The sequence below is a fragment of the Hoskinsella mucinilytica genome (genome assembly GCF_045223415.1).
Classification (GTDB): Bacteria; Bacillota_I; Bacilli_A; order Erysipelotrichales; family Erysipelotrichaceae; genus Hoskinsella; species Hoskinsella mucinilytica.
In genome coordinates, this window is record NZ_JBEQZJ010000057.1 from 1 (window position 1) to 17,904 (window position 17,904).

Consider the following 17,904-nt stretch of genomic DNA (forward strand, 5'->3'; position numbering starts at 1 on the left):
ATGAAAAGTGAAACCGATTACAGCTTCTTATGTATAAAATAGGGGGAATATGGTAAAATTTGTCTTTCATGGGAATTTTATGTGAAGTGAGAAAAAGTTGTTGACTAATAGGCTAGATTGCATATAATAGTTAAGGTAGTTAATTGTTAAGCAACTTAACTAATTCGTGAGGTGATACAATGGATGAAATGGAAGTAGTAAGAAGATTGACACATTTATTTTATGCATTTCGGAAAGAAAACGCTACTGGATTGAATAATCATCCAAGAATACGACATAAGGATATCATGATGTTAGATGCGATCCTTTCAATTAATGATGGGGATTTAGTGAAAATGAGTGATATCTCAACGTATTTACAAGTCACACCGGCTGCCGTTTCCCAGTTTATCAAGGGTTATGAAAAGAAGGGCTGGGTGGAACGTATCGTTTTAGAAAATGATAGAAGAAGTGTGTATATCAAGGTGAGTGATCAGGCAAAAGAAGTTATGCAAACCTGTGAAAAGCACATGACAAAATCACTCTATGAATTCATTGAAGCACTGGGCGAAGAAGACGCAGAAAATTTCTTGCGTATTATGGAGAAAGCTGTGGAATTTTCTAAGCGTAAAAGAGAAAACAGAGAGAAAGGAGCCTGCAAATGACGAAGTTATTGAAGTATTTAAAACCATTTATCTTGCCATTGTTGGTTGTAGTGGCATTATTATTTGGACAGGCACAATGTGAACTTGCGTTACCTGATTTGATGTCAGATATCGTAGATACTGGTATTCAAAAGGGAGGTATTTTAGATGGTGTACCTTCTGTAATACGTGAAAATCAATATCAAAAAATGAAGATTTTCATGGATGAAAAAGAACAAAAGCTGTTTGAGTCAAACTATACATTATTAAAGAGTGAAACAGCATCCAAAGAAGATATCAAAGAGTATCCTGAATTGTCAAATGAAAACATATATCAGTTAAATGATATTGATGATAAGACAAGAGAAGAGCTGAATTCTTTCCTTGTTGTTCCTATGACACTGGTATCCGGATTAGATGAAGCCGTAAAGGATCCTGACAATGAAATGATGAAGGATATGCCTGAGCAAGTAAAACAAATGCTTGCGGCCGGTGTAGATATCTATACCATTTTACCTATGATGCCAACAGAGGAGCTACAGAAAATAAAAGATGAAGTTCATACTGAATTAAGTGCAATGGGAGATACGACTTATCGAGCTGCCGGAGCAAACATGGTCAAAGCTGAATATCAAGCAATCGGTATGGATGTAGATGGTATGAAAAACGATTACATTCTCTATGCCGGAGCAAAAATGTTACTTGTAGCATTGTGTAGTGCAGTTGCCGCTATTTTGGTTGGTTTATTCGCTTCAAGAATCGGTGCTGGCTTTGCAAGGGATTTACGTAAAGATGTATTTGCGAAAGTAGAAAGCTTTTCTAGTAGCGAATTCAATAAATTTTCTACCTCTTCCTTGATTACTCGTACGACCAACGATGTTCAACAGATTCAGATGGTCATCATCATGTTTTTAAGGATGGTAGCATATGCACCTATCATAGGAATCGGCGCTATCATTCATGTGATGAATACAGAAGCAAGTATGACATGGATCATTGCTTTATGTGTAGTTCTGCTGCTGAGCTTGATTGGTGTGTTGATGAGTGTAGCAATGCCTAAATTTAAAATCAATCAGAAATTGATCGATGCCATCAATAGTGTCACAAGAGAGTTCTTGGAAGGTATGCCGGTCATTCGTGCCTTCAATACACAAGTACATGAAGAGAAGAAATTCGATGATGTAAACCAGAAGGTTTTAAAAACCAATCTGTTTATCAATCGTGCTATGTCTTTTATGATGCCGGCTATGATGTTCATCATGAATGGCGCAAGCCTATTGATCGTTTGGGTAGGTGGTCATCAAATCGCAAGTGGAAATATTCAAATTGGTGATATGTTGGCATTTATCCAGTATAGTATGCAGATCATCATGGCATTCTTGATGATTGCGATGATTGCGGTCATGTTACCTCGTGCAAGTGTAAGTGCAAAGCGTATTTATGACGTATTAAGCTGTGATAATATGATCAAAGATCCTAAGAATGCAAAACATTTTGATTCCTCTCAAAAAGGTTATATCGACTTTGAACATGTATCCTTTAGATATCCAGGCGCTGAAGAAGATGTGTTGCATGATATCAGCTTTACCGCAAAACCGGGAGAAACTACAGCATTTATTGGTAGTACGGGTAGTGGAAAATCCACCATCATCAATCTAGTGCCTCGATTCTTTGATGTAACCGATGGTCGTATCTTAGTAGATGGGGTAGATATTCGTGATGTTACCCAACATGAATTACGTGATAAGATCGGTTATGTACCACAAAAGGGAGTCTTGTTCTCCGGAGATATTGAATCTAATCTTCGCTATGCAAAACAAGATGCAACCAAAGAAGATCTACAAATGGCGAGTGATGTTGCACAAGCTACTGAGTTTATCGATAGTAAACCGGAAGGCTTTGCGACTCCGATTGCACAAGGTGGTACCAATGTGTCCGGTGGACAGAAACAACGTTTGTCCATTGCTCGTGCACTTGTGAAAAAACCGGAAATCTATATTTTCGATGATTCCTTCAGTGCGTTGGACTTTAAGACAGATGCCAATCTACGTGCAGCTTTATCCGAAGTAACAAAGGAAACCAAAGCAACGGTATTGTTGGTAGCACAGCGAATTTCCAGTATCATGCATGCAGAACGTATCGTTGTTTTGGATAAAGGTAGTGTTGCGGGTATCGGTACACATGATGAATTGATGAAGACCTGTGAGGTTTATCAAGAAATTGCATATAGTCAACTGTCAAAGGAGGAACTAGGAAATGAGTAAAGAAACTACTGCACGTCCTATGGGCCGCCGAGGACATGGACCAATGGGTGGAGGACGCCCCGTTGTAAAGGCTAAGGACTTCTCCGGTACAATGAAAAAACTGATTCGTTTTATGAAGCCATATTATCCTTTGATTTTGATTGCAGTCGTATTTGCAACGATCGCAACGATTTTAAATATTGCAGGACCTAAGATATTAGGGAAAGCAACCACTGAGCTTGCAGAAGGATTTATAAAGATCGTTCAAAATAAAGGAACCATAGATTTTGATTACATTTTGAAAATCATAGTGATCTTGATCGGTATTTATATCTTAAGTGGCTTGTTAAGTTATGTTATGAGTATCATGATGGCAACCATTACGCAGAAAACAGCTTATCAATTGCGTAGAGATATTTCTGAAAAGATCGATCGTATGCCATTTAAATATTTCGATTCCACAAGCCATGGTGATGTGTTGTCGAGAATTACCAATGATGTGGATACGTTACAGACTTCAATGAGCCAATCCTTATCGCAAATCGTCACCAGTGTGGTATCGATCATTGGTTATCCGATCATGATGTTAACGATTAGTTGGCAGATGACTTTGATGGCATTGTGTATCATTCCATTATCCTTGATTTTGGTTTCTCAAGTTGTCAAACATTCTCAAAAATATTTCAAACGCCAACAACAGTATTTGAGTGATGTGAATGGACATGTAGAAGAAATGTATAGCGGACATATCGTTATGAAAGCATTCAATGGAGAAGAGCGTTCCGTTCAAGAATTCAACGAACACAATGATCACTTATATGAAACGGCATGGAAATCTCAATTCTTATCAGGTTTGATGATGCCTATCACACAGTTTGTTGGAAATCTTGGTTATGTAGGAGTTTGTATATTAGGTGGTTGGTTAGCTGCGAATGGATCTGTAACCATTGGTGATATCCAAGCATTTATCCAATATGTAAGAAGCTTTAATCAACCAATTTCTCAATTAGCTCAAGTTATGAATATGTTACAATCTACTGCAGCTGCAGCAGAACGTGTATTTGAATTCCTAGAAGAAGAGGAAGAAATACCGGAAACATCAAACCCTGTTGAGATTTTTGATGAACATGGGAATACAGATATCAAAGGTCAAGTTACGTTTGAAAATGTACATTTCGGATATACAGAAGATAAAACGATCATCAATAACTTCTCTATGTATATCAAACCAGGTAAAAAGATTGCTATCGTTGGACCTACCGGAGCCGGTAAAACAACCATCGTAAAATTATTGATGCGTTTCTATGAATTGAATAGTGGTTCTATCTATATTGATGGTATCAAGACTACAGATATGAGAAGACGAGATCTTCGTGATTTGTTTGGTATGGTATTACAGGATGCATGGCTATTCAATGGAACCATTATGGAAAACTTGCGTTATGGTAAATTAGATGCAACGGATGAAGAAGTTATCAGAGCTGCGGATGCTGCTTATGTAGATCACTTTATTCGTACATTGGATCATGGTTACGATACTGTGATCAATGAGGAGAGCAGTAATATTTCTCAAGGACAGAAACAGTTATTGACGATTGCTCGTGCATTCTTATCTGATCCAAAGATCTTGATCTTGGATGAAGCGACTTCATCTGTAGATACTCGTACAGAAGTATTGATTCAGAAGGGTATGGAAAAATTAATGGAAAATCGTACCAGCTTCGTCATTGCCCATCGATTGTCAACCATTCGTGATGCCGACTTGATCCTTGTTATGAAGGATGGAGATATTGTAGAAGCAGGAAGTCATGAAGAATTGATGAAAGCCGATGGCTTCTATACAAAACTATACAATTCTCAATTTGAGGAAGAATAAATAACACTTCACAGCACAAGAAATTGTGCTGTGTCTTTTTATTTAGGTATTCTCTACTGTTGGTCGATTGCACTACATCATCAGTTCTTGTATGATAGTTTCATGGAGGTGTAGCAAATGTATCAAATCAACAATGATAAATTCGGCTTGTTTGTCCAACAAATAAGAAAACAAAAAGGAATGACACAAAATGAATTGGCCCAACAACTGTACGTATCTGATAAAACGATTAGTAAATGGGAAAGAGGGTTAAGTTATCCTAATGTATCCTTATGGATACCTTTAGCCGAGGTGTTGGAGGTTAGCGTAAGTGAATTGTTAAAGGGAGAGCGTGGTGCTCCAATGAAAGAACAAGAAGAAGTAAAAGAAAGTATAGAAAAAGAAGTCAGTCATAAGCGAACACGATGGATCGTACTATGTTGCTTGGGGGTTATCATCTGTAGCTTAGAATGTCTGTATTTATTCATGGTACAGCGTATGAATATAGAAGAGATGAAGGAGATAGGAATCGTCTGTTGCCTTAGTTTAGGATTTGCCGGTTGGTTTAGTTTTTTCATAAAAGATCATCTTCCTAGTTACTATGATGGAAATCATATTTCTTTTTATGCTCAAGGAGTCGTTAGACTACATTTACCAGGCTTATCCTTCCATAATGGAAATTGGTATGCAATTTGTTTTGTATCTAAGATTTGGTTATTATTCATTGCGATGATGTATCCTTTACTCTGTATTCTTATCCGATATTGGTTTGGGTCAGGGGATTGGGATATGATGAAGAATGGGTTGATGTTTATGCTAATGGGAGGTATGGTGATTTCCATCTATATCGTTGGTAAAAAGAATGATTAAAAAAGCGTATGTTTTTACACATACGCTTTATCTAATTTCTTTGTAAGTTTTCTTTTGCTGTCATAAATTGTTCATAGACAGCTTTGATTTCTTCTAGAGAAAGTTCTTTTTGTAAAGAATCATAAGCTTGATAGAAAGCCATCTCATATTGTTTCCAAGATTCTTTTGTATATTCCTCGATGATCAAGGTCTGACTTTGTGTCAATAAAGAATGAATCTTTTCTACATATTCGAAATAGGCATGTTCTTTTTCGATTTCCTTTAACAAATCGCATAGTTTCCAAGTTCGATTATGATCTGTTAACATTGCTTTTTGCCTCATTTCACAATGAAGAAGCTTACTGAATTTATTGAATTCTTGAATCGTTTCATCTGTTGCGTCCTCAAAAATCATAAGATCCATTGAAACAGGATTTCCTGTTTCTTTTGTAATTTCATAACCCGGTAGCTTCATCAAAGCTCCAACCGTTTGTCCTAGATCATCATCAGTTGCAATCATAGGTTCTAACTGTAGATCATTTAATATTGCACAAACAGAAGCTTGTTTTTCTTTAGAAGCACCAAAATATAAGACAACTTTTTTCATAATCTAAATCCTTTCAAATAATTTCTTGGCTGATCGATCCATAAGCACATGAAATAACAGAGTCAAAGCAAGCATTAGAATCAGTGAAATAAGTGCAGTTACCATGATATTGTCAAATGGAAGCATATAGATGATAAAGCCCATCATAGCGCATAACGCCATTCCTCCCATCATCGCAATCATTGCGGTCATATTTTGTTTTACTGCAGCCGCTTCCTGTTCCCAAACAAGCTTAGGATGTGCCATGTCAATCATAATACCAATATAATTACCTAATATGCAAGTGATAAGACTGGAAAGAAAACATACGACATAATCATAGAGTGGTAAATAAGGGAAAATGATATAACCGATGATGATCATGATCAACATAGAAAGTATGGAAACGATGATACCACAATTTGCTTTCGCATGAAGCTGTGCCTTAAATTCCATAGGAATATATTTCATAAACATGACATTGCTTCCTTCTCGTGATATCGCAGTTGCAGAAATTAAATTCATATTTGCAAATAGAATACCGCCTGCCAAACCAATCAAGATTGCATAAGGTAGCGTTCCTTCAAAAGATACATACTCCATCATAGAAAGATCCATATCAGAAGCTCCACTATAATACATGATGATAAATAGGATTGGCATGATCGCACTACTGCCAATACAGTTTAGAAAGTAAACAGGGGTACGAAAGATCAATTTGAATTCTTTCATCATATAGGTGTGTAATTTATTTCTTCTTTGAGATGTTTTACGAAGATCCTTATCACTTAATTTTTTACGATTACTACCGGTCTCATTAAATCCAATGGCTCCTTTGAAGTAAAAATATTTTCCCATAAGGATGAAAACGATCACGGCAACCACCAAAATGACGAGATAGATCAATATGGATAGAAAATCTCCATCAACAAGTGCCGTAGCAGCAAATGGAACGCTAGGAAATAAATAAGAAAACATAGAAATCAAAGAGTTGTTTCCTTCTAAAATTAAGTATAATAGTTTTTGTGGATCTGCGGTTTGCATGCTTTCTGAATTCATGAACATGCTAAAGGCAAGGGCAAGTCCAACAGATAACATACCACCGATCATATTGAAACGATCTCTGTTTTTGAAGAAAGGTACAAAGCGCATGACCAACATCGAAATGATGCTACTCAATATCAATGGATAAATAGGAAGCGTCAATGCTACAAGTAGAGCAAAGATATAGAATTGCCAAGATACGGCTACTTGGTTTAGGTAAGCAGCGAATAAAGGTAAACAAACCGCTAAGCTAAACGCATATTCATAAATCAGACAGACCACAAATTTACTTGCCAGTATGGTTTCCGGTTTGATTGGAAGTGCTAGAAGCGTTTCACTGTCTTTACTGAAATAAAATACACTGGGAATCAAAAAGATGGAAAAGACGAAGGTTACCAAATTAGCAGCATGAAATCCAGCCGCAACCATAGCTCCCTCTTGCCCGATCATGAGTGCTCCCTTTATCATACTATCAAACATAACATAGAATACACCGATCATTGGAATACAGCATATCGCAAGAATCACATAGATGACAATCTGGAATCCTTTTTTACTTTTGCCATCGGATAACATACCCATTGTGTTCTTGATCAACACTTTCGTAAGGGAGAGAAATTTATGCATGACCAATGACCTCTAAGAACAAGGATTCCAGAGAGTCACAGTTTGGATGAAGTGCTTTTAATTCTTCCAATGTACCGAAGAATACGATGACACCTGAATCGATGATGGCAACCTTATCACAAAGCTTTTCTGCAACCTCTAATACATGTGTAGAGAAAAATACCGTATTACCTTTTGCGGCATGCTCCTTCATCATTTCTTTTAAAGAGAAGCTGGATTGAGGGTCTAAGCCGGTCATCGGTTCATCTAAGATCCAAACGTTTGGATCAGATATCAAAACACCCATGATCACGATTTTCTGACGCATACCATGAGAGTAAGATAATATCTTATCATTTAACGCATTTTCCATTTCAAAGACTTTTGCATAATGCTCAATGCGTTGTTTTCTTACTTCACTTTCTACCTCATAGATATCTCCCATGAAATTCAAATATTCAATACCCTTCAAACGAAGAAAGATATCAGCATTATCCGGTACGATGCCAAATTCTTTTTTTGCATTCAAAGGATCTTTGACAATATTTTTCCCATTGATAAGGATTTCTCCTTCATCTGGATTTAATACACCTGTGATCATTTTGATCGTTGTTGTCTTTCCTGCACCATTGGGTCCGATAAAGCCAATGATTTCTCCCGTTGGTATCGTCAAAGATATTTGATCGACAGCTTTATGCTTACCTCCATATACTTTTGTTACATTTTTGATTTCAATCATAAATTTCATCCTTTCTCATTCTCTGTGGAATGTGCCATCTTTTGAAAGATGACATAAGAATATACACATGGGATACTACCAAGTAGTATTACCATTCCTATCATATACAGGATAGATGCCTGGTTTTGAAGAAAGATAGCGGGTAGCATGAGAAAACCACCGACAAACCAAAGCTTTCCAGCCATTCGATGGGTCTTGAACCATACCGACTCATTTGTCAATGTCCAAGGGGTACGAATACCAATGAAATAATTGCTTTTTATTTTCGGCATAAGATTACCTAAAACAACAAAGAGCATACTTAACAATAGATGCATGACAAGATTCATATCGATCCAAGTTGGATAAAAAGCAGAAACAGCCATGATCAACCATAAACTGAATATGAAAAATAATAATACGATGATCATAGAATCATAAGTTTTTTGGAATCTAGCATAGTTATCATGGAGTGGATCTACATGTCTTAAGAAAGAAAATAACACGGTGATCATGAAATAAATAAGGATGGGAATAAATAAAAACCATGAATCTTGATAACCATCGATCATACCATCAAAATTCCAATGAGATGGGATTTTGTTAGGGAGCTGTGGATACAATACGCAGGTGGTCACCATCATAATGATCAACAACAACACGAATACCCGACGCTTTTTCATATCATTCTTTTCCTTTCTGTAACGAGGTAATCCAGCCAATGATTTCATCTATGACGCTGGTGTTTAGCTCATAATAGATATACTTGCCGATCTTTTCATCAGTAATAAGGTCAGCATCCTTCAAAACGGATAGGTGGTGAGAGATGGTTGCATTGGTACTGGAAAAATGTGAAACGATTTCACCTGCATTCAATTTACCATCCTTTAATAATGTAACGATTTCTCTTCTCGTTGGGTCAGATAACGCTTTGAATGTTTCCTGAAACCCCATGCCATCACCTCACTTTAGAACATTTAGATAAATGTCTAAATGAATGATAGCACAGGATATATGTTTTGTAAATAAAAACATCTGCATTTTATTCTTTTTCTTATTATTTTGCATAAATATTATTTATTTTATCGAAAACAGATGCTAATTGTATCATTTAAGAGGAAAAAAAGCAGGTTCTATGATAAAATATAACAAAGAGAAAGAGAGTTGCTTATCATATGGAAAAGAAAAAGAAGAAAAATAAATGGATATGGAGCTTATTGTTTGTCGTTGCATTGTGCGTTTTTGTATATAGTGGATATCAGTTATATCATATCTTTTCTCAAAACCATCAAGAAAAGAAAGAAAAGCAGACGTTGACGACCATTGCCAATATTCCAGAAAATCCAAAACCGGAAGAAGAACCGTTTACCATTGATTGGGCTGCTTTACAAGAACGAAATCCTGATATTTGTGCTTGGATCATCATTCCAGACACCGATATCAATTATCCGATCGTTCATGGAAGCGATAATGCCTATTATCTAACTCATACTTTTTTGAAAGCAGAAAATTACGCAGGAGCAATCTTTATGGATTATCAATCAGATCCGACCTTTCAAAACTTTAATACCTTTATTTACGGTCATAATGTAAAGCATGGTACGATGTTTGCGGAATTAGAAAACTTTAAAGACGCTGCCTTTTATGAAGCACATCCGTATATTTATTTGTTTACACCAGATGGAAATTATCGATGTGTTGTCATTAGTATGTATTCAACCGTTGATCAAAGTGCTTCCTATTCGACGTATACAGGCGATGCTCAAAGTTATTTGAATTATGTAGATATGGTCAAAGGGCTTGCGGAAAATAAACGAGAAGTAGAAGTGGATGAAACCCAACATATGATCACATTGTCTACCTGTTCTTATGAACGTGGCGGTGAGATCAGTGATGCCAGATATCTATTGCATGCAAAGATGGAAGCATGGGATGGCGCATATATGGTAGATAAAAAGTGATAAAGCAAATAATGAAAAGGAATAGAGCAAAGCATAGGAGTAGAGCAAACTGAATATAAGTTGCTCTGCTTTTTTTCACTAGAATTCCCAAAGAAAAAAGGCAAAAAGTGATCTATGATAAATATTTCGGCTTAGAAGACATGATATAGGTCATTTTCTTGTTTAGGATGTACGCAAAGGAAACTTTAAGAAAACGACTTTTTTTATGTTTTTTCGCATAGACTTGATTGAGGTGGTATTGGTGTTTACAAAAAAAGGTAGGCGCTTAACGATAGAAATCATGATCTTAGTTTTGATTGGGGTCATTATGGTAGGAAGCAGTTCAAGAGTATGGGCTGAAGCAAAATTTCAAGATCCTATGTATTTTATGAGTAGGCAGGCCGTATTTGCGTTGTTGGGTTGCTTTGTTATGTGGTTGACGAGCAGGATCTCTTTGATGAAGTTAAGAGGTCATGTGAAAGGAATGTTTATTGTTTGTACGATTGCGTTATTGTTGGTATTGATTCCGGGCCTCGGTGTTCAACGTAACGGTAGTAGAAGCTGGTTTGGTGTAGGGTCCTTTTTGATTCAACCATCGGAATTTTTTAAGATTGCGATCATTTTATATGTTGCGGATTATTTGGCAAAGCGCTATCGTATTAAGACCTTCAAAAGAGATTTGTTATTTCCATGTTTCTTAGTGGCATTGGGTTTTGGTTTGATTTTGCTTCAACCTGACTTTGGTAGTGGTATCGTTATGGTGTGTTCGATCGTCGTTATGGTCTTGGCCGCTGATTCACCCTTATCCTATTTTGTTCGAGTCGGTATGTTGGGGGCGGCCGGATTAGGTGGATTGATCATTTCCGCACCGTATCGTCTTGCGAGAATTACATCCTTCCTTGATCCATGGAAAGATCCCTTAGGCGCAGGATTTCAAATCATACAGTCTTTGTTTGCAATCAGTCCCGGGGGCATTTTGGGAGTAGGGTTTGATCAAAGTATGCAAAAACATTTCTATTTACCAGAGCCTCAGACCGATTTTATCTTTGCCATCTTTGCGGAAGAATTTGGTTTTATCGGTTGTGTGTTTTTGATATTTCTATTTCTTTTGGTAATTTATGAAGGTGTGAAAATCGCCAAAAGTTGTATAGACCCTTTTCTATGTTATGTAGCCATCGGATTGATTTCTTTATTTGCGATTCAAGTTATGATCAATCTGGGGGTAGTTGTAGGACTATTTCCGGTTACAGGTATCACATTGCCATTTATTTCCTATGGTGGAAGCTCCTTAGTTGTTATGATGGGAAGCATGGGACTATTGATCAGTATCGCAAATGAACGATAGCCAAAAATATAAAAAAATATGCGAAAAGTACAAGATACATGGTATAATAAAAAACAAGGAGTGATGAGATGAGAATGCTGATTGCCACTGGTGGTACTGGTGGGCACATATATCCTGCCCTGGCTTTAGCTGATGCTGCCAGAAATCGTTATAAGGATGTTGAGATTCTATTCGTAGGAAACGATGATCGAATGGAAAGTGTGGAGGTCCCTGCTCATGGTTATGCATTTCGTGCATTGCATGCAAGTGGATTAACGGGAAATCCGATTCAAAAAGCAAAGGCCATCACTTTGATGATCAAAGCATATCGCAAAGCTCTTCATATCATAGACGAATTCCATCCAGATATTGCGATTGGATTCGGCGGATATGTCAGTGCACCGGTCATGCTGGCTGCACACAAACGAAAAGTGAAGACAATGATACATGAGCAGAACTCTATCGTAGGAGTTTCAAATAAACTGGTAGCAAAAAAAATGGATGGCATTGTCATCTGTTATGAAAAATGTTTTGAAGAATTTGGTATCAAACGTACAAGATTGTTGGGAAATCCAAGAGCAACCAGTGCAGTTCATGTCAAATTTGATGAAACGTATTATAAATCTTTAGGCTTGAGCCTTTCTAAACCTACGATTCTTGTGGTCATGGGTTCTTTGGGGAGCACAAGTGTCAATGAAATGATGAAGGATGCTTTACCGGAAATCGATTCAAAATATCAAGTACTGTTTGTGACAGGAAAGAACAATTATAAAGAAATGAAAGCGGCGGTACATCAAAAACATATCGTCGTAGTAGATTATGTGAAGCAATTAGATATCATGGAGCATGTTGATTTGATCGTATGCCGTGCAGGAGCTACGACAGCCGCTGAAATCACTGCTTTAGGTACACCTAGTATTTTAATACCAAGTCCTTATGTTGCACATAATCATCAATTTTATAATGCGTCCGTGTTAGTGGAAAAGCACGCTGCTTTTATGATTGAAGAAAAAGATTTGAATGCAAAAACGTTGGTATCAAAAATTGATATGATCATGAAAAATGATGAATTAAGAAAAAAAATGAGAGAGAATGCGCTAGCACTAGGTAAACCAAACGCAAGTGAGGATATCTTGAACTGGTGTGAAGAAATGGTAAAGGTGAAAAGGTAATGATGTTAGAAAAACGCTTGGAAGCTTATGGAGATGTAGAGTGTCAGGTACCCTTAAGTAAAAAAACGACCTTTCGGATCGGAGGATGCTGTAAATACTTTATATATCCCAAAAGTGAATTAAGCTTATTGAGAATTTTGGATATATTAGAAGAAGCCCATGTTGAAGTAAAGATCTTTGGCAAAGGCAGTAATATTTTATGTAGTGATGAAGATTATGATGGAGCTGTCATTGATCTTGATCGGTACTTTACTGATTTTTACTTTGAAGAAGATGGTACAGTTGTTGTACAGGCAGGCTGTTCTACGGTCTTGCTAGCACATGAAGCTATGAAAAATGCATTTACCGGATTAGAATTTGCAAGTGGTATCCCGGGAACCATTGGTGGTGCGGTATTCATGAATGCCGGAGCCTATAAAAGTGATTTTTCCAATATACTGGAAGAAGTTTATGTCTTAAGAGATGGTATGATCGTAACGATGAAAAAGGATGATTTAAATTATCGTTATCGTCATAGTGATTTTCAATTAAATAAGGATTGGATCATTATTGGAGCAAGATTAAAACTTGAAAAAGGTGATCAAAAAGAAATTCGAGATCTTATGGATTCCCGAAGAAAAAGAAGAATGGATTCTCAGCCTTTGAATAAGCCATGTGCGGGAAGCATGTTCCGTAATCCTGCCAATGCTCAAGCATGGGAACTAATCGAAAAAATAGGATATCGAGGAAAACGTGTTGGTGGTGCTATGGTAAGTGAAAAGCATGCGAATTTCATTGTGAATGAAGAAAATGCAAGTGCCAGTGATATTCATGCCTTAGTAGAAATGATACAAAAAGAAGTCAAGGAACAATTCGACATTGATTTGATTACGGAAGTAGAGAAATTCAATTGGAAGATATAAACGATCTATTATATAACGATGTCGAAGCAAAGTTTCTTGCCTTACAAAATAAAAAAAAGAAACGCAAAAAACGAAGAAGAAAAATTCGTATGATTTCATTATTGATCATCGTGGTGATCGGTGTTCTTTACTTTTCAAGTGATGCCAGTAAGGTGAAAAGCTTGGAGGTAGAAGGAAATCTGTTTTATACCAAAGAAGAGGTGTTAAAGAAAGCCGGTCTTTCTTATCACACCCGCTACATAGTGACACCAAAACTTTTTATTGAATATAAACTGAAACAGGATTCGTTATTAGAAGATGTAGAGGTAAAGAAAACGCTTGGTGGAGCAATTACAATTCATGTAAAGGAAAAAACGATCATTGGCTATTTTATCAAAGATGACAAAAACTATGCCTTGGTGCAAGATGGTTCAAACATTGAAATCACAAGTGAAAATCTAGGTGCAATTGTTCATTTTCCGTTGATCGATGGCTTTGAAGATGACCAATTAAAACTACTGGCGCAAAGCTTTGTTGTGAAAAACAGAGCAGTAACTGCAGATATGATGGCAATGATATCAGAAATACATCCTTATGCGGCAAGTTATGATAAACATATGGTAAAGCTTATTATGCAAGATGGAAATATCATCTATACAGATTATGCATCAATGCCATTATTAAACAACTATAAAGAAGGTGTGCTGAAAAACGTGAAGGAAGGCAAGAAGAAAGAACGTTTATGTCTTCTGTTAGATGATGCTACGGCACATATTCATACCGAAGATTGTTCGGATTTTTAAAGGATTTCTTGCCTATTTGATGTGGAATGGTTGGAATTTATAAGGTTATTTGATATAATAACTAAGATGTAAGGAGGAATATTATGTCAATCTCTAAAAGTACACAGTATGGAAATATCAATATTTCTATCGATGCAATTGCATCTTTAGCAGGTGGAGTTGTTGCAGAATGCTATGGCGTTGTCGGTATGGCTAGTCAGAAATTTGTAAAAGATGGTATCGCTGAGCTGTTGGGAAAAGAAAATTACGCAAAAGGTGTTGTTGTTCGTCAGAAGGACGATGCTCTAGAATTAGATTTATATATTATTGTTTCTCATGGAGTGAAGATCAGTGAGGTTGTTCACGAAGTGCAGGAACGTGTTAAATACATGTTAGAAAAATCTTTGGAATTAGACTTTGATAAAATCAATGTCTATGTTCAAGATGTGAAAGTGATGAAGTAGGTAGCCACTATGGAAATGATCAATGGACAAATATTGAAAGACATGCTGGCAAGTGGTGCAAACCTGCTGTCTAACAAGTTTAGTGAAATCGATGCACTAAATGTTTTCCCTGTTCCTGATGGGGATACCGGTACAAACATGTCATTGACATTCAATGCCGGAGTGAAAGAAGCTTTGGCTTGTACAAGTGATGATGTTTGTGAAATAGCGAAAGTATTATCAAAAGGCTTATTGATGGGAGCTCGTGGAAATTCCGGTGTTATCACCTCACAGATTTTTCGTGGACTTTATCAGGGCGTAGATGGTATGAAAGAAATCAATGGATTCCAATTGGCGAATGCATTGGTTACCGGAAGTCGTGTTGCTTATAAGGCAGTTATGCGTCCGGTAGAAGGAACGATCCTTACCGTTGTACGAGAGGCTGCAGATTATACGTATGCATTTGCGACAACAACAGAAAATGTTAGCTGTTTGGCTGTCATGAAAAAAATGTTGGAGGAAGCAAAAGAAAGTTTAAAACGTACACCTGAACTTTTACCTGTATTAGCAGAAGTAGGTGTTGTAGATAGTGGTGGTGCCGGTCTTGTTACTATTTTTGAAGGATTTGTTTCTGCATTAAAAGGAACTGTCATTCAAAAAGAGGAAACAACTGCAACAAGTGAAGTTGCCGGAGCAGGCATGGAAAGTGAAGAATTCGGTTATTGTACAGAATTTATCATTCGTTTGAGCGAACATGCACAAAGAACATTCAAGGAAGAGGCACTTCGTGATTCTCTTGCTAGAATCGGTAATTCCATCGTATGTGTAAGAGACGATGATATCGTAAAAGTTCACGTACACACCTTAACACCTGGAGATGCCTTGAATTTAGGACAGCGCTATGGAGAATTCGCAAAATTAAAAGTAGAAAACATGCAGGAGCAACATGAGAACATCATGGAAAATGCAACTGTAGAAAAGGCTGTCAAAGAAGAAAAACCTAAATCAAAATATGCTATCATCACAGTTGCAGCAGGTGATGGATTGAAATCAATGTTTACTGAACTTCGTGCAGATTACGTAATCAGTGGAGGACAGACAATGAATCCATCTACTGAGGACTTTGTAGAAGCTGTAAATAAAGTGAATGCAGAAAACATCTTTATTTTACCGAATAATTCAAATATCGTATTAGCGGCTCAACAAGCAGCGACGGTATGTGAAGATCAAAATATTCACGTAATTCCAACAAAAACAATTCCTCAAGGATTAAGTGCATGTATCATGTTTAATCCAGATGTAGATTTTGATATGAATTTATCTGAAATGACAGATGCTATTGAGTTAGTAAAAACAGGTCAGGTAACTTACGCTATCAAAGATACTACATTTGAAGGTATGGAAATTAAGGCTGGAGAGTTCATGGGTATCAAAGAAAAAGATATCGTGGTATCTCTTCCAGATAAAATGGAAACAACACGTCAATTAATTGATAAAATGATCGATGATGACAGTGAAATTGTTACCTTGGTATATGGTGAAGATATCAAAGAAGAAGAAGCACAAGATATCGCAACTTATATCGAAGAGAAATATGACGTAGAAGTAGAAGTAAATAATGGACAACAACCTGTATATAGTTTCATTATTGGTGTTGAATAATAAAAGCAGAAATGGTTCAAAATGCTATAGATGGTAAACCTACATTCAATCAATATGAAGTTGGATACGGAACTACTGGATGCGGAACAGAATATTTTACATTATTCCAATATATTAAGTTAAAAGGGAGGTCAAATAGATCTCCTTTTTTATTTGAAAGGAAAGTTCTCTTAATAAGAGATGAAGCATAAAACAAAAAAAGCGCATAAAAACGCTTAAATGAAAAAAGCTAAATAAATTTAAGAATTAATCGGGTTTTCTAACGAGTGTATCCTCATAGCATTTTGGACACTGCCAGGTTGGAGGTTCAGGGTCACCTTCATCTAATAAAAAATCAGCTTCTTCAGCATAACACCATTCAGGCATCTTTTCTTCATAACCACAATTAGAACAGCACATATCAATATAGTTGTCCTTCTGTATTGAATCTAATTGGATATCATAAATAGCATTTTCATCTAACTTAGGTATCGTCATAATTCAATCCTCCTCTTCTCTTAGATGTGGGTACCCAGTAATCTATATATTCCATATAATGTCCACACTCACAAAGTAATGGATCTGTATCAAAGGTGTCAATTAGCTCTTGTCGATATGAGATCTTTTTTAAGTGAGTGTTATTCTGTAAGGTTAGTTTCCTTTTTACTTCATCTTTGTGATGGTGGTTACAAGTAGCATAGATGCCATAGTAGCGAATCATTTTAAATTGAGCTTCAGGTATATACATAATCAACTTTTTCATAAACTCAAATATATCTTCTTCAACATTCGTCTTGTGATGTTCATAATAATAATGAATCATCTTTTTATCTTTATCATAATTGAGGATACGAGAAGAAGCCATAACAGGTCTACCAGTATAACGAATGATGTAAGAAACAACAGCATTCTTTCCACTTTTTGATTTCATTTTAGAAGCATTTACATAAAAACCATTTTTTTGATCTTTATACAGCTGATTGATAAGCGATTTGATTTTGCGCAAATTTTAGGATGATCAGTATAAAATTTTTTAATATTATCAAGCAGTTGTTTCATGAAAGATTTTCTAAGCGTTTCGTAATTGATATAGTTAATAGCCTTATAGTGATTTTCCTCATCCATACCACCTTCCGTAACTAAACAGTGTATATGTGGATTAAAATTCAGTGTTCTTCCAAAAGTATGAAGAGTGAA

Annotated in this window: 19 protein-coding genes; 11 read left to right on the forward strand and 8 right to left on the reverse strand. The window is 36.4% G+C overall.

The features are described 5' to 3' along the window. The first annotated feature begins 179 nt into the window (after positions 1 to 179). The 4 genes from UGRO018_RS15930 (at position 180) to UGRO018_RS15945 (ending at position 5,591) form a co-directional block, all read left to right on the forward strand. Entirely contained in the window at positions 180 to 644 is a 465-nt protein-coding gene (locus UGRO018_RS15930) for a MarR family winged helix-turn-helix transcriptional regulator (RefSeq protein ID WP_416327497.1), read from the forward strand. Beyond that, complete coding sequence (locus UGRO018_RS15935; RefSeq protein WP_416327498.1) at positions 641 to 2,887, forward strand: ABC transporter ATP-binding protein; 2,247 nt, start codon at positions 641 to 643, stop codon at positions 2,885 to 2,887. The genes UGRO018_RS15930 and UGRO018_RS15935 overlap by 4 nt, the downstream gene beginning before the upstream one ends. Next, positions 2,880 to 4,742: an ABC transporter ATP-binding protein gene (locus UGRO018_RS15940; protein WP_416327499.1), complete on the forward strand. Its 1,863-nt coding sequence runs from the start codon at positions 2,880 to 2,882 to the stop codon at positions 4,740 to 4,742. Before UGRO018_RS15935 ends, UGRO018_RS15940 begins: the two co-directional genes overlap by 8 nt. Before the next feature lie 117 nt (positions 4,743 to 4,859). Further along, positions 4,860 to 5,591, forward strand: a complete 732-nt coding sequence (locus UGRO018_RS15945; protein ID WP_416327500.1) for a helix-turn-helix domain-containing protein — start codon at positions 4,860 to 4,862, stop codon at positions 5,589 to 5,591. A gap of 31 nt (positions 5,592 to 5,622) precedes the next feature. Here UGRO018_RS15945 and UGRO018_RS15950 read toward each other — a convergent pair whose 3' ends face one another. Genes UGRO018_RS15950 through UGRO018_RS15970 form a run of 5 tightly spaced genes read right to left on the reverse strand, consistent with a single transcriptional unit; the run spans position 5,623 to position 9,478 of the window. Further along, a complete protein-coding gene (locus UGRO018_RS15950) occupies positions 5,623 to 6,177 on the reverse strand; it encodes a DUF3783 domain-containing protein (RefSeq protein WP_416327501.1) in 555 nt (184 codons plus the stop codon). A gap of 3 nt (positions 6,178 to 6,180) precedes the next feature. Continuing rightward, complete coding sequence (locus UGRO018_RS15955) at positions 6,181 to 7,827, reverse strand: putative ABC transporter permease subunit (RefSeq protein WP_416327502.1); 1,647 nt, start codon at positions 7,825 to 7,827, stop codon at positions 6,181 to 6,183. Continuing rightward, positions 7,820 to 8,545, reverse strand: coding sequence for an ABC transporter ATP-binding protein (locus tag UGRO018_RS15960; RefSeq protein WP_416327503.1), 726 nt, complete (start codon positions 8,543 to 8,545; stop codon positions 7,820 to 7,822). Before UGRO018_RS15960 ends, UGRO018_RS15955 begins: the two co-directional genes overlap by 8 nt. Before the next feature lie 5 nt (positions 8,546 to 8,550). After that, a complete protein-coding gene (locus UGRO018_RS15965) occupies positions 8,551 to 9,207 on the reverse strand; it encodes an SdpI family protein (protein ID WP_416327504.1) in 657 nt (218 codons plus the stop codon). Between the two features lies 1 nt (position 9,208). Beyond that, positions 9,209 to 9,478 carry an autorepressor SdpR family transcription factor gene (locus UGRO018_RS15970; protein ID WP_416327505.1) on the reverse strand — a complete coding sequence of 90 codons (270 nt, stop codon included), beginning with the start codon at positions 9,476 to 9,478 and terminating at the stop codon, positions 9,209 to 9,211. Between the two features lie 221 nt (positions 9,479 to 9,699). Here UGRO018_RS15970 and srtB point away from each other — a divergent pair, with 221 nt between their 5' ends. The 7 genes from srtB to UGRO018_RS16005 all read left to right on the forward strand — a co-directional run bounded on the left by srtB (position 9,700) and on the right by UGRO018_RS16005 (position 16,728). Next, positions 9,700 to 10,485: a class B sortase gene (srtB, locus tag UGRO018_RS15975; protein WP_416327506.1), complete on the forward strand. Its 786-nt coding sequence runs from the start codon at positions 9,700 to 9,702 to the stop codon at positions 10,483 to 10,485. Between the two features lie 241 nt (positions 10,486 to 10,726). Then, positions 10,727 to 11,809, forward strand: coding sequence for a putative lipid II flippase FtsW (gene ftsW / locus UGRO018_RS15980; RefSeq protein ID WP_416327507.1), 1,083 nt, complete (start codon positions 10,727 to 10,729; stop codon positions 11,807 to 11,809). A 68-nt stretch (positions 11,810 to 11,877) separates the two neighbouring features. Beyond that, complete coding sequence (gene murG, locus UGRO018_RS15985) at positions 11,878 to 12,960, forward strand: undecaprenyldiphospho-muramoylpentapeptide beta-N-acetylglucosaminyltransferase (protein ID WP_416327508.1); 1,083 nt, start codon at positions 11,878 to 11,880, stop codon at positions 12,958 to 12,960. Then, positions 12,960 to 13,862, forward strand: coding sequence for a UDP-N-acetylmuramate dehydrogenase (gene murB / locus UGRO018_RS15990; RefSeq protein ID WP_416327509.1), 903 nt, complete (start codon positions 12,960 to 12,962; stop codon positions 13,860 to 13,862). Before murG ends, murB begins: the two co-directional genes overlap by 1 nt. Further along, positions 13,850 to 14,644: a cell division protein FtsQ/DivIB gene (locus UGRO018_RS15995; RefSeq protein ID WP_416327510.1), complete on the forward strand. Its 795-nt coding sequence runs from the start codon at positions 13,850 to 13,852 to the stop codon at positions 14,642 to 14,644. Before murB ends, UGRO018_RS15995 begins: the two co-directional genes overlap by 13 nt. 83 nt (positions 14,645 to 14,727) lie before the next feature. Beyond that, complete coding sequence (locus tag UGRO018_RS16000) at positions 14,728 to 15,087, forward strand: Asp23/Gls24 family envelope stress response protein (RefSeq protein WP_416327511.1); 360 nt, start codon at positions 14,728 to 14,730, stop codon at positions 15,085 to 15,087. Between the two features lie 9 nt (positions 15,088 to 15,096). After that, positions 15,097 to 16,728 carry a DAK2 domain-containing protein gene (locus UGRO018_RS16005; protein ID WP_416327512.1) on the forward strand — a complete coding sequence of 544 codons (1,632 nt, stop codon included), beginning with the start codon at positions 15,097 to 15,099 and terminating at the stop codon, positions 16,726 to 16,728. 246 nt (positions 16,729 to 16,974) lie between these two features. Here the strand turns inward: UGRO018_RS16005 and UGRO018_RS16010 are convergent, their stop codons facing one another. The 3 genes from UGRO018_RS16010 to UGRO018_RS16020 all read right to left on the reverse strand — a co-directional run. After that, positions 16,975 to 17,205, reverse strand: a complete 231-nt coding sequence (locus tag UGRO018_RS16010; protein WP_416327513.1) for a hypothetical protein — start codon at positions 17,203 to 17,205, stop codon at positions 16,975 to 16,977. Further along, positions 17,192 to 17,638 (reverse strand): transposase, encoded by a 447-nt coding sequence (locus UGRO018_RS16015; RefSeq protein WP_416327514.1) that lies wholly within the window; start codon positions 17,636 to 17,638, stop codon positions 17,192 to 17,194. The genes UGRO018_RS16010 and UGRO018_RS16015 overlap by 14 nt, the downstream gene beginning before the upstream one ends. A gap of 11 nt (positions 17,639 to 17,649) precedes the next feature. Continuing rightward, a partial coding sequence (locus tag UGRO018_RS16020; protein ID WP_416327515.1) for a transposase occupies positions 17,650 to 17,904 on the reverse strand: 255 nt, incomplete at its 5' end.